General features: G+C 54.0%; 21 protein-coding genes and 2 tRNA genes. 11 read left to right on the top strand and 12 right to left on the bottom strand.

The window, feature by feature from the left end; genetic code table 11:
• Nucleotides 1–10: 10 nt before the first annotated feature.
• Complete coding sequence (locus HII27_RS08725; RefSeq protein ID WP_185667529.1) at nucleotides 11–1,345, bottom strand: maltoporin; 1,335 nt, start codon at nucleotides 1,343–1,345, stop codon at nucleotides 11–13.
• A 246-nt stretch (nucleotides 1,346–1,591) separates the two neighbouring features.
• Entirely contained in the window at nucleotides 1,592–2,851 is a 1,260-nt protein-coding gene (locus HII27_RS08720) for a PTS sugar transporter subunit IIC (protein WP_185667528.1), read from the bottom strand.
• Between the two features lie 176 nt (nucleotides 2,852–3,027).
• Between HII27_RS08720 and HII27_RS08715 the strand changes: the two genes are divergently transcribed.
• From HII27_RS08715 to HII27_RS08685, 7 genes are all read left to right on the top strand, one after another.
• Entirely contained in the window at nucleotides 3,028–3,342 is a 315-nt protein-coding gene (locus tag HII27_RS08715) for a PTS sugar transporter subunit IIB (RefSeq protein WP_185667527.1), read from the top strand.
• Nucleotides 3,343–3,352: 10 nt separating this feature from the next.
• On the top strand, nucleotides 3,353–4,678 hold the full coding sequence (locus HII27_RS08710) for a PTS sugar transporter subunit IIC (RefSeq protein ID WP_185667526.1): 1,326 nt from the start codon (nucleotides 3,353–3,355) through the stop codon (nucleotides 4,676–4,678).
• A gap of 22 nt (nucleotides 4,679–4,700) precedes the next feature.
• A complete protein-coding gene (locus tag HII27_RS08705) occupies nucleotides 4,701–5,006 on the top strand; it encodes a PTS lactose/cellobiose transporter subunit IIA (protein ID WP_185667525.1) in 306 nt (101 codons plus the stop codon).
• 96 nt (nucleotides 5,007–5,102) lie between these two features.
• Entirely contained in the window at nucleotides 5,103–6,065 is a 963-nt protein-coding gene (locus tag HII27_RS08700) for a LacI family DNA-binding transcriptional regulator (protein WP_185667524.1), read from the top strand.
• 99 nt (nucleotides 6,066–6,164) lie between these two features.
• A complete protein-coding gene (locus tag HII27_RS08695) occupies nucleotides 6,165–6,686 on the top strand; it encodes a protein disulfide oxidoreductase (protein ID WP_185667523.1) in 522 nt (173 codons plus the stop codon).
• 129 nt (nucleotides 6,687–6,815) lie between these two features.
• A complete protein-coding gene (locus tag HII27_RS08690; protein WP_185667522.1) occupies nucleotides 6,816–7,028 on the top strand; it encodes a YdgH/BhsA/McbA family protein in 213 nt (70 codons plus the stop codon).
• A 15-nt stretch (nucleotides 7,029–7,043) separates the two neighbouring features.
• Entirely contained in the window at nucleotides 7,044–8,144 is a 1,101-nt protein-coding gene (locus tag HII27_RS08685) for an alkene reductase (RefSeq protein WP_185667521.1), read from the top strand.
• A gap of 106 nt (nucleotides 8,145–8,250) precedes the next feature.
• Here the strand turns inward: HII27_RS08685 and HII27_RS08680 are convergent, their stop codons facing one another.
• The 7 genes from HII27_RS08680 to HII27_RS08650 form a co-directional block, all read right to left on the bottom strand.
• Complete coding sequence (locus tag HII27_RS08680) at nucleotides 8,251–8,532, bottom strand: hypothetical protein (protein WP_185667520.1); 282 nt, start codon at nucleotides 8,530–8,532, stop codon at nucleotides 8,251–8,253.
• Nucleotides 8,533–8,633: 101 nt separating this feature from the next.
• On the bottom strand, nucleotides 8,634–9,554 hold the full coding sequence (locus HII27_RS08675) for a LysR substrate-binding domain-containing protein (RefSeq protein ID WP_185667519.1): 921 nt from the start codon (nucleotides 9,552–9,554) through the stop codon (nucleotides 8,634–8,636).
• 56 nt (nucleotides 9,555–9,610) lie between these two features.
• Nucleotides 9,611–10,582 carry a Csu type fimbrial protein gene (locus HII27_RS08670; RefSeq protein WP_223883175.1) on the bottom strand — a complete coding sequence of 324 codons (972 nt, stop codon included), beginning with the start codon at nucleotides 10,580–10,582 and terminating at the stop codon, nucleotides 9,611–9,613.
• 12 nt (nucleotides 10,583–10,594) lie between these two features.
• On the bottom strand, nucleotides 10,595–12,865 hold the full coding sequence (locus HII27_RS08665) for a fimbria/pilus outer membrane usher protein (RefSeq protein ID WP_223883174.1): 2,271 nt from the start codon (nucleotides 12,863–12,865) through the stop codon (nucleotides 10,595–10,597).
• A gap of 70 nt (nucleotides 12,866–12,935) precedes the next feature.
• Nucleotides 12,936–13,643 (bottom strand): fimbrial biogenesis chaperone, encoded by a 708-nt coding sequence (locus HII27_RS08660; protein ID WP_185667517.1) that lies wholly within the window; start codon nucleotides 13,641–13,643, stop codon nucleotides 12,936–12,938.
• A gap of 14 nt (nucleotides 13,644–13,657) precedes the next feature.
• Nucleotides 13,658–14,164, bottom strand: coding sequence for a Csu type fimbrial protein (locus HII27_RS08655; RefSeq protein ID WP_185667516.1), 507 nt, complete (start codon nucleotides 14,162–14,164; stop codon nucleotides 13,658–13,660).
• A gap of 555 nt (nucleotides 14,165–14,719) precedes the next feature.
• A complete protein-coding gene (locus HII27_RS08650) occupies nucleotides 14,720–15,010 on the bottom strand; it encodes a SymE family type I addiction module toxin (RefSeq protein ID WP_185667515.1) in 291 nt (96 codons plus the stop codon).
• Nucleotides 15,011–15,136: 126 nt separating this feature from the next.
• Here HII27_RS08650 and HII27_RS08645 point away from each other — a divergent pair, with 126 nt between their 5' ends.
• On the top strand, nucleotides 15,137–15,328 hold the full coding sequence (locus tag HII27_RS08645) for a toxin-antitoxin system HicB family antitoxin (RefSeq protein WP_185667514.1): 192 nt from the start codon (nucleotides 15,137–15,139) through the stop codon (nucleotides 15,326–15,328).
• A gap of 21 nt (nucleotides 15,329–15,349) precedes the next feature.
• Nucleotides 15,350–15,961, top strand: a complete 612-nt coding sequence (locus tag HII27_RS08640) for a biosynthetic peptidoglycan transglycosylase (RefSeq protein WP_185667513.1) — start codon at nucleotides 15,350–15,352, stop codon at nucleotides 15,959–15,961.
• Here HII27_RS08640 and HII27_RS08635 read toward each other — a convergent pair.
• The 3 genes from HII27_RS08635 to HII27_RS08625 form a co-directional block, all read right to left on the bottom strand.
• Nucleotides 15,896–16,546, bottom strand: coding sequence for a hypothetical protein (locus HII27_RS08635; protein WP_185667512.1), 651 nt, complete (start codon nucleotides 16,544–16,546; stop codon nucleotides 15,896–15,898). The genes HII27_RS08640 and HII27_RS08635 overlap by 66 nt on opposite strands.
• 86 nt (nucleotides 16,547–16,632) lie before the next feature.
• A tRNA-Sec gene (locus tag HII27_RS08630) sits at nucleotides 16,633–16,727 on the bottom strand.
• Nucleotides 16,728–17,113: 386 nt separating this feature from the next.
• Nucleotides 17,114–17,207 (bottom strand) — tRNA-Sec (locus HII27_RS08625).
• Nucleotides 17,208–17,497: 290 nt separating this feature from the next.
• Between HII27_RS08625 and HII27_RS08620 the strand changes: the two genes are divergently transcribed.
• Both HII27_RS08620 and yicI read left to right on the top strand, forming a co-directional pair.
• Nucleotides 17,498–18,892 (top strand): glycoside-pentoside-hexuronide family transporter, encoded by a 1,395-nt coding sequence (locus tag HII27_RS08620; RefSeq protein ID WP_185667511.1) that lies wholly within the window; start codon nucleotides 17,498–17,500, stop codon nucleotides 18,890–18,892.
• Between the two features lie 11 nt (nucleotides 18,893–18,903).
• Nucleotides 18,904–21,222: an alpha-xylosidase gene (gene yicI / locus HII27_RS08615; RefSeq protein WP_185667510.1), complete on the top strand. Its 2,319-nt coding sequence runs from the start codon at nucleotides 18,904–18,906 to the stop codon at nucleotides 21,220–21,222.
• Nucleotides 21,223–21,393 lie beyond the last annotated feature (171 nt).

The following is a 21,393-nucleotide window of genomic DNA, read 5'->3' as shown; positions in this document are numbered from 1 at the left end:
GCGTCTCTCCTTAGAACCAGACTTCCGCCTGCACGCCAAAGTTAACGGTATCGGTGCTACCGCTGCGGCTGTAGCCACCGGCATCGATGGTGTTGGTGCTCCAGTTGTAGTTGCCGTCGAGCGCATCCGAGACGCCTTTATCCCACTTGGCGTAGGTCACAAAGAAGCGCAGCTGTGGACGACTCCAGAAGCCGGAATCGAAGGTCAGCGTTGGCGCGATGGTGACTTTGGTCAGCCCACCTTTCCCTTTGCCGTTGACGCCCTTGTAGTTGTCATCGTCGAGGTACTCGTAACCCAGTTCATACTGCATGGCGAAGTTTTTGGTGATCTGGTGATAAGGGCGGATGCCGGCCACCCAACTGGTGCGTCCCCAGCCGCTGTCGTCGTTGCTCCACCAACGGTAATTTTTGTCTTTCTGCAGGTAGGCGAAGGTTGAGACTTCTACATCACCCATTGAGGCCAGGCTGTCGAGCACAATACGCCAGGATTGCGTATCTTCGAGGTTAGCCCAACCCCAGCCGTTTTTGCCCAGCGAATCACCCGCCGCCAGGCCGCGTCCGTACTGCATCACCACTTTGGAATAGCCGCCGGTCAGGCCCCAGAACCCATCAAAGTTATAGACACCGGTCACGCCATATCCTTTCTCAGCGGAAGTTGGGTGATTTTCGTTGCGGTTCATTCGGTGGCCGATCAGCTCCAGATCCAGCCCGGTACCGGCAATCTTTTTAAACCATAGGTTGAGCGAGTAGTCGTCCGGGTAGCCCTGATCGCCTTTGTCGACCGGATAGGCTTTGGTTTCATCCGTTGGCGAGAAGGCGTATACCCCGGCGTCGAAGCGGGCGAAGCCCAGATCCATATTGTCGAAACCACCGCCGGTGCCGTTGTACTGAATGTACTCCCAGTCAAACTGGTGGCTGGAGGTGTTGGAGCTGCTGTAACGCTTACCGCCCCAGAAGGTGATGTCCGGTGCGAAGTCGAGGTTGCTGAGTTCGGCATATCCTTCGCGGAACTGCACGTCGTGGCCGTCATCGTCCTGACAGTTCCAGTCTGAAGTGCATTTGCTCTGATGGGTGATGTTGGCCTGAATTTTTGCCACCGCACCGGAGTCGGACTTCAGCGTTACCGTTGGAATCAGCTCTATTTTGGTGTCTTCTTCGTTGCCCAGACGCCATTTGCCATCCGGCATCAGCCCCACGGAGTCCGCGCGGTTACCGTCAGAGTTCGCCAGGATCCCAGAACGCATGTAGCCGTGCAGCTGGAAGTCATATTTTTCTGCGTAGGCCAGGCCGCTGGTGGCGGCGCTGACTAATAGTGCCAGAGGTATCAATCGGTTAAGTTGTTTCATCTTTCGCTTTTCCCTTTTATTTTTTGTACGCAATAGCGCTTTTGTTAATGCGATGGGAAATTTACGGATCAAAAATGGAAATGTACATCCATATACGGAAAGCGCTCTCCATAATTGCCGGATCAAATCACAGATCCGAAGATTGTTCGTATAAAAGCGTGATGTGGATCGGCTTTTTGTTTTGAGAGAATAAAAAAGCCAGCGTCTGAACGGCGCTGGCGAAAAATAAACTGTGAAGGCGATCGATTAGCGGATTTCAGAATCCGTGAGTTGCCGCTCGTAGACCTTGAAGAAAGGGCGGTAGATCATCCAGGCGTTGAAGAAGGCGAACAGGCACATGAACATATTTTTCCAACTGCCATTTGCCGACCATGCGGCACCCAGTGGCGCAGGCATAGACCACGGCAGCATTGCCACGGCGCGGTCGAGTACGCCGAGGTGCGTCAGATACCAGGCAATGCAGGCGTTAATCATCGGTACGCCAATAAAAGGGATTAAAAATAGTGGGTTAAGTATTATCGGGAAACCAAAAAGTATCGGTTCATTGATATTAAAGAGGGAAGGGATAAGGCCAATTTTGCCCACGCTTTTTAGCTGGCGAGAGCGGCTGCGAAGCGCCATGAAGACCAGCGGCAGCGTGGAACCGATACCCCCAATCAGCAGATAGAAATCCCAGAACCCCTGCAGATAAATATGCGGCAACGGCGTGATACCGTTCACCAGCGCCTGTTGGTTTTCAAACAGATAGGTCATCCAGAACGGGTTCATGATGCCGGTGATGATCAGCGCGCCGTGAATACCAACAAACCAAAGTAAGTTACAGATAAGTAAGGAGATAAGTAACGCAGTTAGCGTATCAGAGGCGATGATCAGCGGTCGCAGCGCTTCACTGATAAGCTCTGGCAAAATCATCCCGGTGTTGAGCTTCAGCCCAGCGTTCATCGCCGTAATAGAAAGCATGATCACCAGCAGCGGCGTCAGCAGCTGAAAGCCGTTACGGGTCATGATCGGCACCTCGTCCGGCAAGCGAATACACCAGCCTTTCCGGTAGAAGAGCCGGATCACTTCAACAGAGTAAAAGCTTGAAATCAAAGCGCTAAATATTCCCATTCCCCCCAGAAAGAGATTGCTACCCGCACTTTCCTTAAAGCCGATGAACACCAGAAATGCCAGGCATCCCGTCAGCCCGGAAAGCCGTTCGGGTAGTTGGTACTGCTTGCCTAAGCTGGCGCTGGCACCGAAAGCGATGATCAGCGCAATCAGGCCAATCGTTAGCTCAAAAGTAGGTAACAGCATGGGCCGAATAGCCAGGTACCACGCGCCGCTGATCGCAAACGGCGGAAAGATCAGCGGCACCATCAGGCTGCCAACAATGACGAACGGCATGGCCAGCGCAAAGCTGTCGCGCATGGCGGTGATGTGCTGGCTACGGGTCAGAAGATTGGCGAAAGGCGTAACGCGCTGCTCAATCAGCGTCACAGCAACATTCATAAACTGAATGTTCATGGCGAACCTTATATCGAACGGAGGTGCGAGGATCATCGCCTACATCCCAATAAAGTGAAAGCCTGCAACCGGTGATCGCGCTCACATTTAACGGATTCATGTACGGAAAGCGCTTTCCGTTTTGTTTCCTCGTGATTATAGTCCGCTCATCGTTACTACTCAGTCAGGAGTTTTCCATGAAGAAAATTATGCTTTGTTGTTCCGCGGGGATGTCCACCAGTTTGCTGGTTAAAAAAATGGTGGCAGAGGCGGAAAAGCGCGGCCTGGAAGTGGATATCAACGCCTTTGGTGTTGCCGAATTTGAGCAGCAGGTGGGCCAGTATCAGGTGGTGCTTCTGGGGCCGCAGGTGAAGTACATGCAGAAAGATTTGCAGCAAAAAGCCAACGCCTACGGCATCAAGGTGGAGCCGATCAACATGATGGATTACGGCATGCAGAAAGGCGGTGCGGTTTTAGATTTTGCCCTGTCATTAATTGATAACAATAACTAAGGGATAAAAGATGAGCTCTCTGTACGCTAAATTAATCAATGTGATAGAACAAAAAATCACGCCAATGGCCGGGGCGGTTGGCCAGCAAAAATACGTGACCTCCATTCGTGACGGTTTTATCCTCGCGCTGCCGTTTATGATTGTCGGCTCGTTTATGCTGGTGTTTATCTTCCCGCCGTTTTCACCGGATACCAGTTGGGGTTTTGCTCGCGCCTGGCTGCAATTTTCGCTGGACCACCGTGAGAGCCTGATGCTGCCGTTCAATTTCAGCATGGGCATCATGACGCTCTTTATCTCCGTTGGGGTGGCTGCCAGTCTTGCGCGCCATCACGACCTGGACCCGCTGACGTCCGGGATGCTGTCGCTGATGGGCTTTTTGCTGGTTGCCGCGCCGCTGAAAGACGGACAGATCTCCGTGGCTTACTTCTCCGGGCAGGGTATCTTCACGGCGCTGCTGGTCGCGATATACACCACCGAGCTTTACGCTTTCCTGCGTCGTCACAACATCACCATTCGCCTGCCACCAGAAGTGCCGACCGGCGTAGCGCGTTCCTTTGAGATTCTGATCCCCGTGCTGGCGGTGGCGCTGACGCTGCATCCGTTGAACCTGTTTATCGAAGCACAGCTGGGAATGATTATCCCGGAAGCCATTATGTCGCTGGTGAAACCACTGGTTGCCGCCTCCGATACGCTGCCAGCGATTCTGTTGTCGGTGTTGGTATGTCAGATTTTGTGGTTCGCCGGGATTCACGGCGCGCTGATTGTTACCGGCATTATGAACCCATTCTGGATGGCAAACCTGTCGGTTAACCAGGCTGCCATGGCCGCCGGTACCGCCATTCCACATATTTACGTGCAAGGATTCTGGGACCACTACCTGCTGATTGGCGGCGTGGGCTCCACGCTGCCGCTGGCCATTTTGTTGATGCGTAGCAAAGCGGTTCACCTGCGTACGATTGGCCGCATGGGCGTTGTGCCGGGCCTGTTTAACATCAATGAGCCGATTCTGTTCGGCGCGCCAATCATCATGAACCCGCTGTTCTTTATTCCGTTTGTTCTGGTGCCGATGGTGAACGCGACGCTGGCCTACTTTGCCCTCGACTTTGGTCTGGTCTCCCGCGTGGTGTCGATGACGCCGTGGACCACACCGGCCCCTATCGGTGCATCCTGGGCGGCGAACTGGTCGTTCAGCCCTATCATTATGTGCCTGATTTGTATGGTAACGGCTGCCGTCATGTACTACCCGTTCCTGAAGGCTTACGAGAAACAGCTGCTGTCGCAAGAAAGCGGTGATGCGGAAACGGAAGGTCGCGTTGGGCAGTCTGAGGCCGCCTGATTTTGTTGATTGAGAGGACGTTATGGATTTAGAAGAGCAAGTAATGGGCATTATTATTAATGCTGGCCAGTCGCGCAGCCTGTGCTACGAAGCGCTGAACAGCGCTAAAGCCGGTGATTTCGCCGATGCAGATGAAAAAATGGGGCAGGCGCAGCATTTTGCCCGCGAAGCGCATCGGGTACAGACTCAACTGATTGAGGCCGATGAAGGCGAGGGCAAAACCAAAATGACGCTGGTGATGGTGCACGCGCAGGACCATCTGATGACGTCGATTCTGGCCAAAGAACTGGTGGGCGAGCTGATTGAGCTCTATCGCACGCGTCATTAAGCCTCTGTCTCCCCGGCCGTTTCGCGCCGGGGAGTTGGCGAATACCTGAACGCATTTATGTTAGTATAGGGAGAAAACCGTAATACAGACGACACCATGCCTACTATTGATGATGTTTCAAAGTTAGCCAACGTTTCCCGTGCCACCGTTTCGCGCGTGCTGACGGGGACGCGTGGCGTTCGTGAAGAGAGCCGCGAGGCCGTATTACGCGCGGTGGAAGAGCTTAACTACCGCCCAAGCTTTGCCGCGCAGAACCTGGCGAGCAATACCTCGAGCTACGTCGGTATGGTGCTGCCCGCGAACGAAGCCGGGTTTAGCGCCGCGCTGCTGCCGCAGCTGTCGCAGGCCGTGAAATCGCTGAACAAATCGCTGATCATTCAGTATGTAAACGACGCGGCTGAACAGCAGGCAGCGGTGGAAAACCTGCAGCATCAATGCGTTGCAGTCGTCACCCTGAGCCGCAACAGCGGTGATGTTGCCAGCAATGTGATCGCCTTCGATGCGTTTTCCGCGCAAGGCAGCGCCAGCCAGGGTTACAACTACGCGTTTGCCACCGAAAGCGCCTGCCGCTATGTGCTGGGCAAGGGGCATCGTAATATTGCGCTGCTGATGGATAATGAAAGCGACGTTGCCAGCAAGCAGATGCTCGACGGCTATCGTAGCGTGCTGCAAAACTACTCTCTGCCGTTCAATCGTCAACTGCTGGTGATGGCTGACAACAATATTGAACAGGCGCTGCTGACGCTTATCAATAGTTTCACTAAATACACGGCGATTATCGCCAAACGTGACTGTTACGCCGCCGAAGCGATGCGTTTATTACGTGAATTCAATATTGCGATCCCACAGGAAGTGTCGCTGGTGAGCCTTGAAGACTCTCCGCTGGCCTCGCTGGTTTATCCTCCTCTGACCTGTATCGCCTATCCGGTTGAACAGCTGCTGGAACACTGCGTTCAGCGTATTCGCGCGTTAATTGATGGGCATTCTGTGTTTGTGCCGGAAGGGCGTGCGTTTACCGGGCGCCTGGTGGCTCGCTCATCGGTTGCGGATATCAGTTAATCTTCTCGGTGCTGCCAATGCTCGCGTTTTCGCAAGACACTTCTTTACAGCACTAAACTGGCGGGCTCGCTAAGATACGCCTCGTACTATGACGAGGTCATGATGAGCAAATTTTTCCAGCGTCGCCGCGTATACCGCTGGCTGCGCGAAATGATAGTGCTGTTACTGTTGGCCGCGGTGCTGATGTGGGGCGTTGACCGCTTCCGCAGCCCGACGTTGCCCGATACCTTCTCCGGCACGACTATGCAGACAATAGACGGCCAGCAGCTGGATTTCGCCGCGATGAGCGAGAACCGACCGCTGCTGGTTTACGTCTGGGCGACCTGGTGCAGCATCTGCCGCTTTACCTCGCCGTCGGTTGAGAAACTGAAGGAGCAGGGCGGCAACGTGGTGAGCATTGCCCTGCGTTCCGGCGACGATGCGCGGCTGGCGACGTGGATGCAGAAAAAACAGCTGACCATGCCAGTGGTGAACGACGCGCGCGGTGAGCTGGCCCAGCGCTGGCAGGTCGAGGTGACGCCGACGCTGGTGGTTATCGACAAAGGTCAGCCGGTCAGCGTCACGACAGGCTGGACGAGCTACTGGGGCATGAAAATGCGCCTGTGGTGGGCGGGTCTGTAGCCTTTCAACTATTGCGATATTGATAATAGTCTATTGCGATTTATACCATTTATGTAATCAGTCCACGGTCGTATCCTTCTTCGCATCACGTTACCGAGCGTAACGTCCCTTACCGAACAGGATACGACCATGAAAACCCTTACCACGATTTTTGCTGCTTCCCTTCTCTGCGTTGCTGCCTTTAGCGCCTCTGCGCAAAGCGTCACCGCGACCGCCTCTACGCTGGACTCCGCTGAAGCGGCCATTGCGCAGAAGGCCAAAGAGATGAACGCCTCCGACTATAAAATCACCAGCGCACGCATGGGCAACACCGTGACCATGAGCGCCGAACTGTACAAATAAGCGGAGGAAAACAGCATGTTATTCAATCAATATTCTCTGAACGACCTGCCGCTGGCTAACCGTATCGTGATGCCGCCGATGACCCGCTCCCGCGCTGGTGCCGGTGACGTGGCGACCGATATGATGGCCGACTACTACGCGCAGCGCGCCAGCGCCGGGCTTATCATCAGCGAAGGCACCCAAATCAGCCAGCAGGGCCAGGGCTATGCCTGGACGCCAGGTATGTACTCTGAAGCACAGATTGCAGGCTGGAAAAAAGTGACCACCGCCGTGCATCAGGCGGGCGGCAAAATCTTCGCCCAGCTGTGGCACGTCGGCCGCGTTTCCCACAACGTCCTGCAGCCGAACGGCGCGCAGCCGGTCTCCTCTTCCGCGATTCAGGCCGAAGGCGTGAAGGTGTTTGTCGATGTGGAAGGCCGTGGCCCGGAAAGCGGCGTCGGCGCGATGGTGCAGCATGATATGCCGCGCGCACTGCGTACCGATGAGATCCCGGCTATCGTCAACGACTATGCTCAGGCGGCGCGTAACGCCATTGCCGCTGGTTTTGACGGCATTGAGCTGCACGGGGCGAACGGCTATCTGATTAATCAGTTTATTGATTCGCAGGCCAACCTGCGCGACGACGAATACGGCGGCTCGCTGCAAAACCGTCTGCGCTTTATGAAAGAGGTGGTGGCTGCAGTCTCTGAAGCGATTGGCAAAGAGCGCGTGGGGATTCGTCTCGCGCCGCTGACCACGCTGATGGGCTCGCGCGATGATACGCCGGAAGCAACTTATCTGGCAGCAGCCAGCGTGCTGAGTGAGATGGGCATTGCCTATATTCATATCGCCGAAGCCGACTGGGACGATGCGCCGGTGATGCCCGCCGCGTTTAAAGAAGCGCTGCGGATTATCTTCCATGGTACGCTGATTTACTCCGGTAAATACACCAAAGCGCGTGCCGAAGAGGCGCTGGCAAAAGGCTGGGCGGATCTGATTGGTTTTGGCCGTCCGTTTATTGCTAACCCGGATCTGCCGCATCGTCTGGAGCATGATTTACCGCTGAATGCGCCGGTGAAGGAGCAGTTCTTCGGTGGTGGGAAGGCGGGGTATCTGGATTATCCGACGGCGGAGTGATTGACGCTGACCCCCTCACCCTAACCCTCTCCCCATGGGGGAGAGGGGACCGACGGTTTTCTCCCTCGCCCCTTTGGGGAGAGGGCCGGGGTGAGGGGAAATTCCCTTAAGCTACATCGTAAATACGCACGTCCGGCGCACCGTTCAGATACGGCTTCAGCGCTTCGACCACGTCCTGAGTGAACAGGTCGCTGCTGAGGTAGGCCTGCGCCTGCTCGCGGGTGTTAAAACCGTGCAATACCTGCACGTCTTCTTCGCGGATCAGCAGCTCTTTGGCCGTTGCTCCGGCGATGGTATTGAGGAATGGTGCTTTGTACTGCTGATAAACGCCCGCAGCGGCGGGACGGTTTTCGGGGCTGATATCGAGGGTGATTTGCAACCAGGCCATGATGTTCTCCTGTATTCATAGTGGCAGTTGGGTTGCCTGAATTATCAGAAGTCATGGCCGCTGCCACAAATCAGATCTTCTTGCGGCGCAGGATAGTTTTTCTACGCGGCACTGTTTTCGGCAGCAATGTCGGTAATCAACCAGTCGTGGAAGATTTTCACTTCCGGACGCATTACTGCATGCTGCGGGGTCACAATGTAATAAGACCAGGTCAGCGGCCAGCGGTGATCCGGATGCAGTTGCGTGAGTTGCCCGCTGTCGATCAACGCTTTCACCAGTGCATGGCGCACAATCGCCACACCGCGCCCGCTTAAAGCCGCGAGGATCACCGCCGAGGTGGAGTTGATATGCAGCCCACTCTCTTTTGCCGCTGGCGCGTTCAGTGCGCTGAGCACCTCGTCCCAATCGGGAAAATTAGCGCCGGGGTGAGGGGTATCGTCGTGAATCAGCTTTTGCTGCGAGAGCCAATCCGCGCAGGCGGTTTTCTCCGGCGGCACCAGACGCGGGCTACAGACCAGTACCGCTTCTTCATCCATCAGCCAGGTTTTATCCACACCCGGCCAATCGCCCTGCCCACAGCGGATGCCGACGTCGGCCTCGCCGTGGGAGACATCCATCAGCTTTTCAGTAACGTTCAGGCGTAGGTCGATCGCATCATGGGCTTCAGAGAAGCGGTTCAGGCGCTCCATCAGCCAGTTCATCATCAGCACCTGCGAGGCGGTTACCACCACCACCGAACGCGCCCGGCGGCCGCGCAGCTTGTTCAGCCCGGACTCGAGCTTATCCAGCCCCAGGGTGATGTCCTGCAAGGCTTCCTGCGCTTCACTCACTAGCGTCAACCGCTCTTTACCGGTGCGAGCGCGGTGCAGCAGCGGGTGCCCGACCCAATCTTCCAGCGCCCTGACCAGTTGCCCCACGGCGGCGGGCGTCACGCCCAGTTCCTGCGCTGCGCCGGTAAAACTGCCGTGACGGGCGGTGGCTTCAAAGGCATGCAGCCATTTGAGGCGGTTTAGTGAGCGCATACGGATTCCTCTCGGGGGATGATGGCTTCAGTATACGTTATCGATAAAGATTTTCTTTAGTAGGTCACGGTGATGGTGACGGTATCGGCGTAGCTGTCTGCGCGATAGTTGGCGTTGGGAACCAGGGCGTAGACCGTTTTGTTGACGGAGGATCCTGTACCGGTATCTGCGACCAGGTTGGGAGATGCGTTACCCCATGTGAGACCAGAAACGCCTGCCGTTGATTTCAACTGATAGGGAACCAGGTCTGGGTTGGTTGAGGTCGTCGCGGTGCTTTTCATAACGCCACTCCCGGCAGTGTTACCGTTTGAGGGGGTGAGCCCGATGGTGTAGGCGGTACCGTTTGTGCATGCCATGGTGAAGTTGCTGTTGCTGGTAATATTGGTTTGGGTGTAGGCAACTGAACCCAGTGAAAGCGTGTTGGTGGCGGTGATCTGGCACTGTTTACTGACGGTGGCGGTGACGCCAAAAGCAAAGTTACCGACGACCGTGCTGCCACACGCTGAGCCCAGATTGAGCGGATTAATGATTGAGGTAATCGAGGCGTTAATGGCGAGAAAGGTGTCCGAATAGTTTCCTGGGACTGCCGTACTTTGCCCTTTAGGTATGACGGCATAGATGGTAAAGGAGCCGGTTAAATCATTGGTAGTAAGCATACGCCAGGGAACCCTCATGGGACTAAAACTTGCGTTGCTGTCCTGATTGCCTAATACGATGGTATGCCCGCTGTCCTGATAGAGTTGATAGTTAATTTTTGCCGTGCCTGAGGTCATCTGCCGGGGAAGAGTGGCCCCATTTGTCGATGGGCCAAAGTTGAAACAGATGGTGGCGCCCAGCAGTGAGAGTACAGCCCCCGTGCAGGTGTAGTTAACGTTTACACTGATAACCGTATCACTTGTGTTGTTGAATGGGGACACGGCGCTGGTGAAGGCGACATTGGGGACGGGGGAAACGGTACAACTCACCGCAAAGCTTTTTAGCGGGAAAAAGCACAGCCCTACCAGTAAAATCATCACTCTTAACCACATGATCGCTGCTCCTTATTGGCACGTTAATGGCCCAATTTGTGGAATATCTCGTGCTTTTTCTGGGTAATCGAACTGTGCCGTACAGCGACCCGCGCTGGTGACCACGTTGAGGGTGTTATGCGCGTCCAGGGTGTCGAAATAGACCATGCCGTCAAAGCCGACCACGGCGTTCTGACTCTGCACGCCGTTCAGCGTGGCGGATGACCCTTCCGGTATCACCTCTCCCTGCGCATTTTTCAGCACGATCAGCGCAGAACGTACGGTTTTTACCGTAAAGTTGACCATTGTTCCTGAGCGATCGGCAGGGATCGCCACGGTGTTCACCGGATCGATCCGCATATTAGCCGGGAGATCCATCGGGTTAATGCTGATCTCATTTTTCTGATAGCTGTTGAGCGGCGTGACCAGCAGCAGGCCGCTGTCGTTGCTGGTGCCAATCGGATTATTTTGCAGCAGCACCGGTACGTTAGGCATACCGCCGGTAGAGACCACCGCAAAGCCGTTGTTGATGGTCTGCGACGCAAACAGGCCGCCGCCCATCAGCACGAGCGCGCCGTTGGCCCCGGCGTAGCCGGACTGATTGCCCGACATATTGCTGTAGCCACCGTAAACTTTGCCGTAACGCCCGAGATAGCCCAACTCGCCCTGACCGCTTTGCTGAGCGTCCTGCTGGTTGAGCACCATGTTCCAGCCCAGGCCGCCATCAGACGGCTGGGTTTTGCTGGCGTTGAACGAGTAGCTCATCTGATCATTATTGCTACGCTGTACGGTGGTGCTGGTATTGATGTTGTTATCAAACGAGACGTTGACGACCAGAAATATGCTGCGGTCGCGGCTGCGATCAACGTTCTGATTCAGCCCGGCGGTGAGGTATACGCGGTTGGACACCGACTGGTACCAGTTGGCGTTGGTGTAGCGCTGGGTGGGCTGGCCGGGAGAGCGGTACTGTAAATAGCCTACGCTGAAGCTACCGAAGGACTCGGTGTTATAGCCGACCACGGTGCTCTGATTAAGCGATGGCGGTGGGCTTCCGTAGCGGGTGGCAACGTCATGGTAGTCCCTGGCCGTGGCAGTCGTCGTGGTGCTGAAGTTAAAGCGACTGTTGTTCCAGCGATAGCCGACGCTGTAGAGGAAACCGTTTTTACCCGCGTCGGCGCTGGCTGCCAGCGCGGTGGAAATGGTTCCGCTGTTGCTGCCGGGGATCCAGTCGCTGCTGAACCCGGCGTTAATCAGACTCTGGGTGGCCTCGGCGTGCCCGCCTGCGGTGAGGCTGTTGCTGATGCCGTGTCGCCAGGTGCCGCTAAAGGCGGGCGTACTGGCGTAATCAAAGGATTCATAACCGTAGTTATTGCGCACCACGCCGGCTTCCGCTGACCATTCTGACAACCCCTGACGCAGCAGCGACTGGTCGTTATAAAACGAGAAGCTCTGCACCGTGGTTTTACCCAGCGCATCGGTCATGGTGACCTGCGCCTCGCCTGCGCCGTTGATATTGGGCAGCGTATTCAGTTCGAAATTACCCGCCGGGACTTCGCCGTTGTAGTACTTCACGCCGTTCATATACAGCTCGACGCTGGAAGGCAGCGTGGCGGAGCCGAAAAACGAGGGCAGTGGCGTAATAGGGGTATAGGGTTGAAGGCTGTAATCGGTGCCTATCTGTATCCCGGCGATACGCGTGGGGCGCGACCAGTTGACGGCGCTGGTGAGCATATCCCCTACGTTGAGCGCGATGGCCTGCCTGGGAAACGAGGTGCGCCAGCTGGTGTCCAGACGGACCATACCGTTGTTCTGGCTAACGTTATCGCTATTGCCAGTGTAGCGTGATATCTGCGTGGAGCTCAGCACGCCCACGTTGCTGAAGGCGCGAAGCTCACTAAAGGCGCTGGCGTTGCTCTGCCCTTCTTGTCCTTGAGAGGCATAGAGATCGTAGTTGAGTAGCAGCCCGCGTGAGGCGGCGGCATCGGGATTCGGCGTATCGTCCGGGTTCACCTGAGTGGTGGCCATATCCAGCTGTTGTAGCGGCGCCATTAGCGCCAGCGTTTGCTGATTTGCATCGTACTGCACGCGCAGCTGGGGGAGGTCGTTCAGACAGACCGGATCGGGCGTATTTGCGGGTATCCGCAGGCCGATTTTACGCAGGCTATCGGCGCTGGCATAAAGCTTGTCGCGATCGTAACCAAATCGCGCCAGGCCAATAGGATTCTGATTCAGGGTGACGTCGAGATAGAGCTCCGTCCCGGCCAGCGGTGTGCTATCGGCAATGACCCCATCCATGCTTTTCATTTCCGCAGAGGTGCTCCTCGCCATAAGTAACACGTTGATTAATAAAATAATTAATAGACGGTTTAGCCCGCTATAGCGTTTGTACCGTTTTTTGACCATTAACCGTTACTTCAAGCTTTTCTCCCTGACCGGCACTGGCAGGAAGAGGCCAGCGCATCGTCGAACCGGGCAGTACATAGCCCAAAAGTCCAGGCGTAATATTTTTTCGGCTGCCTGATGCCGTAATCAGCGTGACCTCTGCGAGCTGGGCATGACCGTCGCCCTGGTTATTCACCTGTAACCAGGTTCGACCGTCGCTGTGCGCCACCTGCCATTGCAGTTTGGCGAGCGTTTCTGTTGCCCCCGGCGGCTGGATAAACACCGGAACGGAATAGTGCATAACAAACTGCAGGCTGTTTTTTTTCGTTGTAGTCGTTGTCGAAGGCGGCAGTTCGTTAATTGACAGTCGATAGGCATCTTCTACCTTCGTCGGTGGGCCGGTGCGAATCACGCGGATCAACTGCTTCCCACCGGGTGGGATGTTCAGCATAGGCGGGCTGATGACCAGCCCTTGCGAAGATGAAAGCTGGTCGCTGTAACCACTCTGGCTCCAGTGGAAAACGCGGACCTGGGCGTTAACCGGGCTGTCACCGGAGTTGCTCAACCAAAGGCCCTCGGCACGCTGGTTTTGCTGCAAGGTCAAGGTGACAGGGGTGACCTGCAGGCCGCTAGCGGCGGCAGTGCCGCTAAAAAGCGCGAGCACGGTCAGGCTGGCGAGCGCAGGCGTGTATCGGAACATAGGCCTTCCTTGCATTAATAGGTAAAGGTCACGGTCACGGTGTCGGTATAGGTATCAGGGGTAAAGTTGGTATTAGCGACGCCAGCATAGACCGCCACGGGTTGCGATGATCCCTGACCGGTTCCTGACACAATATTTGGTGTTCCAGAAGCGGTATTTCCCCATATCGTTGCGCCGTTGGAATCGCTATACAGCTGATAAGCGATTTTGTCCCCGTTTGAGCCGGTGCCAGACATATTACCTGCGCCCGTTGTGCTGCTATTAGACGGCTGAAGACCGATGGTATAAGGCGTGCCTTTTGAGCAGGTCACATTTAGGTTGGTGGTTGCCTTCGCGGGTACCGTATTCGCGACGACCGACCCAAAAGTAATAGGCGTGCCCGAGCTGATGGAGCAGGTTTTGGTAATGGTAATTTGCACCTGAAAGTTACTGGTGATGACGGTATCAAGGGCGGCATAGGCCGACGGAATAAAAAGGACGGATGCCAGAGTGATAAAAATGAACTTGAAAGACGTGTTCATAGTATTGACCTCTACATAGGTATTATTATTCCCTAGTAAAACAATGACGTATGAAGATTAAATCCCTTATATAAAAATAGAATAGGTAGCAATATTCTGCCAATTTGCCTTAAGGCTTTTTTATTAAAAATAGATCGCCCGTCACCTTATTGGAGGATAAACGAGAGATATAAAATATATGATATATTTATAGGCTAAGTGATTATTTGAAATAAAATAATGACCATGGTGTGTGGGATAAAAACAGGCGATTATTTTAATTTCTATAAAGTGATATGTAGCATTAATTAAATGGATGGCATAATTTCGGCGCTACGTTTTAGGATCTTTCCCTAAAAATAGTAGGGCTCGGGTGTCGCTTTTTTGCCGGGTGGCGCGATGCTTACCCGGCCTACCATTGCACCGCACCCGTAGGCCTGATAAGCGCAGCGCCATCGGGCGATGCCCGCCACGAACACGATAATGGTATCCGTGCCCGGCCGTGAATTTTATCGGTCGTTTTACATACCGGCCAACTATCCGGCGTTTCCGGATAGTTGAACATTAACCCGATGCTTAATGCACCGACGACACTACCGCTTCAATCCCTTTCAGCTTCAATTGTGTCTCCTTCAATTCCGCCAGCAGCTTCTGCTCCTGTTCGCCATAGGCCATCAGGACGATGCATCCTTCCATCACCTTTACGCTAACCTGTTGTCCGGTTTCGAACCCGGCCTCGCGCAGCCACTTCCCGGAAAGGGTGAGGCTTGGCGTGTTTTTGTTTGCACCCTGCGGGCGATATCCCACAATTATTGTGCGCTCAGTTTTTGCTGCGGGTAAGTCTGGGGTAGAATGCGGATCAGCCATAATCAACTCCTTGATAGTTGGTGAGGTTAGACGCTCTGGTTGTGTTCCCGCACATCAGAGCGTTGTCTAGCTGAGGAGGTTTAGGTGGCCTCCTATGTGTGTCAGAGTAGATGGATAGGTGGCCTCATGTCAATCGTGTCGCGCGAAAAAAAACCAAAAGGCGGCGGCCAATCACCGCAGTTCAAGATGCGTATTGATCCGGCGTTGAAGGAACAGTTGGATGCTGTGGCTGCGGAGGAAGGGGTAAGTCTCGCCAGTTGGTTGAAAGAGCTGGCGAGAGAAGCGTTAAGAGCGAAAGGTATAGTACCTAAGGGCTAAAATAATATAGGGGTATTTTTCATGGTTAGTGAACCATATAATGGACGAATTGTAAGAAATTTTCGAAATTTTTTTATATCCCTTAATTATGATCTTTTTGAAATATCTAACAATATGAAGAATGTTGATGGATATTCAAGTTTCAACGAATTCGAATACTATGTAATGGCGCTAGAAGATCGTCGATTTTTAGAACATGGTGGATATGATTTAAAATCTTTATTTAGAGAGGCAGGGAAATGTCTAATGTTGAAAAAACATGGTGGGGCAAGTACTATTGATATGCAGATGGTAAGAACTCTGACTAATTTTAGGGATTTGACGTTGTACCGTAAAATATATGAAATAATCCTTTCAGTATTAATAAACTATAAGTTTTCTAAAAAGCAAATTGTTAGATGTTATTTAAGTAATGCTTTTTTTGGATCCGGGCTTTATGGATTTGAAACTACTGCCATTAAATTTTTTGGTAAAGAGTTTTCCGAACTTAATATGGATGAACAAGCATTTTTGGCAGCAATGCTATTACGACCAAAGCCATTAAAGCCTACTAAAAAATGGACAGACTTAGTCCATGCTAGAGCGTCTTACGCGCAAAAGATGAGGGTTTTTGTGAAAGATGGCGATGATTAAAGTTACAATGCTGGCATCAGGTAAATTATATTGATTTAGTTTTTCTGAATTTCCAGATATTATTCTGTTCCATTTTCTATCGGTCTCAAGGATTAAGTTTTTAGAAACAAATCTTAGTCCATCAAAAGCCATTGAATAATGGTGTCCAATTTTCGATATGTCAACAATATTATTTTTTCTTATTAGTTCATCTATTAATGAATGGGCTTTCCTGAGGTTATCGTGGACGTTTCTTTCTAAATCAAAAGCTAACTGAGTTAATCCTAATGAGCGTAGTTCAATAAAAAATGAGGATAGGTTTTCGTTCCATCTCTCGACGGATGCTCTATATTGCCTTCTTGCCTCAGAGAATTCTTTGCTCTCTCTTTCATTGCTGTTATCAATTAAGTTTCGTCCGTAAAAAATCCTCATTCCTGCAAGCTTCTCAATATTATCTGCAAGTTCTTTTAGTCGATCAATCTCTTTTTGTAGTTTTATTATTTTTGTTTGATATATAAAATTTTTCTTTTGGTAGTATTGGGCTAAAAAAGAGCCGACAATGCCAGTTAGGATGAAGCCAATAATTATTTTAATTATATCAAACATAATGGTTATCCATAAATTAATAGTCATTTGCGATTAATTTATGCATTTTAGTCTGATAAGTAAATAGAAAAGAAGTGGTTAAATTTTGGCGGAAGATCACAGGAGTCGAACCTGCCCGGGACCGCTGGCGGCCCCAACTGGATTTGAAGTCCAGCCGCCTCACCGGAGACGACGATCTTCCGCGCCTACATTGCTACATGGAGGCGGGGCGCATTATAGCTACTTTCAATCATTTACCACATCCCCCCAGGGCACATTTTTCGCCCCGTAGCCCGGTCATTTTCGGACTTCCCAGATAAAACCCTGCTTTTTCTTATGGTTACATTTTACCGCTAGAACACCGCACACAATTTACCGCACTTCTTGCCCGATGAATGGCGTAAAAACCAGCGGCATAACCGAATATTTGACCATTTCACGGCCATTTAGCCTCACGTTTATCAACCGCTGGCCGCGCAGGGTTACGGCGTAAACGAGCCGGGACAGTAATCAGTACGGAAAAGGACAACGCTAAGGGAGAGTATAGATAAAACGAGTAAATACTTTGGCGGAAAAGCGGGCGAATTTTGGCGGAGATCGCAGGAGTCGAACCTGCCGGGAGCCGCAGGCGGCTACCACTGGAAATGAAGTCCAATCGTCTCACCGGAGACGACGATCTTCCGCGCCTGCATTGCTACATGGAGGCGGGGCGCATTATAGCCACTTTCAATCAGTTACCACATCTTTACTTACATTTTTCGGCATCTTTTTTATATCTGCCGCACGGCATGGATAGAAATTCCTACAAAATCCGTAAGTTACACTTCGACACACTCTACCCGCCAACCCAGATCACATAAATCAAGAAACGTAATTTGATAACGAGATATCGCAATTCACCTTATACGACGGATGGTTTAAAAAACATGTAACCGGTACCAACGTGGCTTCGGTGCGAAAAGGGTTTGAAAGATGAAGAGTGAAGTATTATCTGTCAAAGAGAAGATCGGCTACGGCATGGGCGACGCCGCCAGCCATATCATTTTCGATAACGTCATGTTGTACATGATGTTCTTCTATACCGATATCTTCGGTATACCCGCAGGTTTTGTTGGCACCATGTTCCTTCTGGCGCGCGCGCTGGATGCCATCTCCGACCCGTGTATGGGGCTGCTGGCCGACCGCACCCGCAGCCGCTGGGGCAAGTTCCGCCCGTGGGTGCTGTTTGGTGCGCTGCCGTTCGGCGTGGTCTGCGTGCTGGCCTACAGCACCCCGGATTTCAGCCATAACGGCAAACTGATTTATGCGGCGATCACCTACACGCTGCTGACCCTGTTCTACACCGTGGTTAATATCCCTTACTGTGCGCTGGGCGGTGTGATCACCAACGACCCGACGCAGCGTATCTCGCTGCAGTCCTGGCGCTTCGTGCTGGCGACGGCGGGCGGCATGCTCTCTACCGTCTTAATGATGCCGCTGGTGAATCTGATCGGCGGCGACAATAAAGCGCTGGGCTTCCAGGGCGGTATCGCGGTGCTCTCCGTAGTGGCGTTCCTGATGCTGGCCTTCTGCTTCTTCACCACCAAAGAGCGTGTGGAAGCGCCGCCAACCAATAACTCGATGCGTGAAGACCTGCGCGACATCTGGCACAACGACCAGTGGCGTATCGTTGGCCTGCTCACCATCCTCAACATCATGGCGGTCTGCGTACGCGGCGGCGCGATGATGTACTACGTCACCTGGATTATGGGCTCCCCGGCGCTGTTTACCGCCTTCCTCACCACCTATTGCGTCGGCAACCTGATTGGCTCGGCATTAGCCAAACCATTGACCGACTGGAAATGCAAAGTGAGCGTCTTCTGGTGGACCAACGCCATTCTGGCGGTCCTGAGCCTGGCGATGTTCTTTGTACCGATGAACGCTAGCGTCATCATGTTTGCCTTTATCTTCGTGATTGGCGTTCTGCACCAACTCGTGACCCCGATTCAGTGGGTCATGATGTCCGACACCGTTGACTACGGCGAATGGCGTAACGGTAAACGTCTCACCGGCATTAGCTTCGCGGGCACGCTGTTCGTGCTGAAGCTCGGCCTGGCGCTGGGCGGCGCGATGATTGGCTGGATGCTGGCCGGCGGCGGTTATGACGCTGCGGCCAAAGCGCAGAACCCAACCACCATCAGCATCATTATTGCCCTATTCACTATCGTACCGGCTATTTGCTACCTGCTGAGCGCCATTGTGGCGAAGCGCTTCTACACCCTGAAAACGCCGTTCCTGGTCAAGATGATGGCCGAACTGGCGAGCGGGGCGCACCGCACTCAGCAGGATTTTGAAAACGTATCTATGAAACAATCTCTCGGGAATTAAGAGGACGAACTATGAAGATCAGTGATGGAAACTGGATGACCCAACCGGGTCTCAACTTGATTCATCCTGTCCAGGTGTTTGATGTTGAACAGCATGGGAATGAGTTGGTGGTGTATGTGGCGCCGCGCGATGTGCGGGAACGTACGTGGCAGCTGGATACGCCGATGTTCACCATTCGCTTTTTCTCTCCTCAGGAAGGGGTGGTTGGCGTGCGCATTGAGCACTTCCAGGGCGCGCTGGATAAAGGCCCGCACTACCCGCTGAACGTGCTGAAAGATGTGAAGGTACACATCCAGAACACCGCCGAGTTTGCCGAGCTGAAAAGCGGCAACCTGAGTGTACGCGTCACCAAAGGTGAATTCTGGTCGCTGGACTTCCTGCGCAACGGCGTGCGCATTACCGGCAGCCAGCTGAAAAACAACGGCTACGTGCAGGACAGCAACGACGATTGCAACTACATGTTCGAGCGTCTGGACCTCGGCGTAGGTGAAACCGTTTACGGCCTGGGCGAGCGCTTTACCGCACTGGTGCGCAACGGTCAGAACGTTGAAACCTGGAACCGCGACGGCGGCACCAGCACCGAACAGTCCTACAAAAACATTCCGTTCTACCTGACCAACCGTGGCTACGGCGTGCTGGTGAATCACCCGGAAAACGTCTCCTTCGAGATTGGCTCTGAGAAAGTCTCCAAGGTGCAGTTCAGCGTTGAAGGCGAGCACCTGGAATACTTTGTTATCGACGGCCCAACCCCGAAAGAGGTGTTGAACCGCTATACCCAGTTCACCGGCCGCCCAGCGCTGCCACCGGCCTGGTCCTTCGGTCTGTGGCTGACCACCTCGTTCACCACCAACTACGACGAAGCGACGGTCAACAGCTTTATCGACGGCATGGCGGAGCGCGACCTGCCGCTGCATGTCTTCCACTTCGACTGCTTCTGGATGAAAGCCTTCCAGTGGTGCGATTTCGAATGGGACCCGGTGACCTTCCCGGACCCGAAAGGCATGATCCAGCGCCTGAAAGACAAAGGGCTGAAGGTCTGCGTGTGGATTAACCCGTACATCGGCCAGAAATCCCCTATCTTCCAGGAGCTGAAAGAGAAGGGCTACCTGCTCAAACGCCCGGATGGCTCCGTCTGGCAGTGGGATAAATGGCAGCCGGGCCTGGCGATTTATGACTTCACCAACCCGGAAGCCTGCCAGTGGTATGCCGACAAGCTGAAAGGCCTGGTGGAGATGGGCGTTGACTGCTTCAAAACCGACTTCGGCGAGCGCATCCCAACCGATGTCCGTTGGTTCAACGACGCCGACCCGCAGAAAATGCACAACCACTACGCCTACATCTACAACGAGCTGGTGTGGAACGTGCTCAAAGAGAACCTCGGCGAGAAAGAAGCGGTGCTGTTTGCCCGTTCCGCCTCGGTGGGCGCGCAACAGTTCCCGGTGCACTGGGGCGGCGACTGCTACGCCAACTACGAATCGATGGCGGAAAGCCTGCGCGGCGGCCTGTCGATCGGCCTGTCCGGCTTTGGCTTCTGGAGCCACGATATCGGCGGCTTCGAAAACACCGCCCCGGCGGATGTCTACAAGCGCTGGTGCGCCTTTGGCCTCTTCTCCAGCCACAGCCGCCTGCACGGCAGCAAATCCTACCGTGTGCCATGGGCGTACGACGAAGAGTCCTGCGACGTGGTGCGCTACTTCACCGAAATGAAGTGCCGCATGATGCCGTATCTGTATCGTCAGGCGGCGCTGGCGAACGAGCAGGGCACGCCAATGCTGCGCGCCATGATGCTGGAATTCCCGGACGACCCGGCGTGCGACTACCTCGACCGTCAGTACATGCTCGGCGACTCTCTGGCGGTAGCGCCGGTGTTCACTGAAGCGGGCGACGTGCAGTTCTACCTGCCGGAAGGCCGTTGGACACACCTGTGGCACAACGACGAGGTGCAGGGCAGCCGCTGGCATAAACAGCAGCATGACTTTATGAGCCTGCCGGTGTACGTGCGTGATAACACCCTGCTGGCGCTGGGCAACAATAACCAGGTGCCGAACTACGCCTGGCATGAAGGAACCGCGTTCCAGCTGTTCCATCTGGAAGACGGCCGTCAGGCGGTCTGCGAAGTGCCAGCGCAGGACGGTTCGGTTATCTACACGCTGACCGCGAAGCGTCAGGGTAACGTGATTACCGTGACGGACAACGGCAAGGCGAGCGGCTGGACGCTGTGTCTGCGCAACATCCAGCAGGTGGCTGGCGTGCAGGGCGGCGTTCAGGCGGGCAGCGAGCTCGGCGTGGTGGTGACGGCGCAGGGTAATGAGCTAGTGATTACGCTTTAGTCTTGAGGGTGCCCCCTCACCCTAACCCTCTCTCCGCGGGGAGAGGGGACCGATGGTGCGGCTAGCATGTTTGGTTTTCTCCCTCGCCCCTTTGGGGAGAGGGCCGGGGTGAGGGGAACACTCGCACAATCTCTCTTGTAGCCCGGCCAAGCGCAGCGCCGCCGGGGCGGC

It is taken from the genome of Kluyvera sichuanensis, assembly GCF_014218705.1.
Lineage (GTDB): Bacteria > Pseudomonadota > Gammaproteobacteria > Enterobacterales > Enterobacteriaceae > Kluyvera > Kluyvera sichuanensis.
This window is presented reverse-complemented; position numbering and strand designations above follow the sequence as displayed.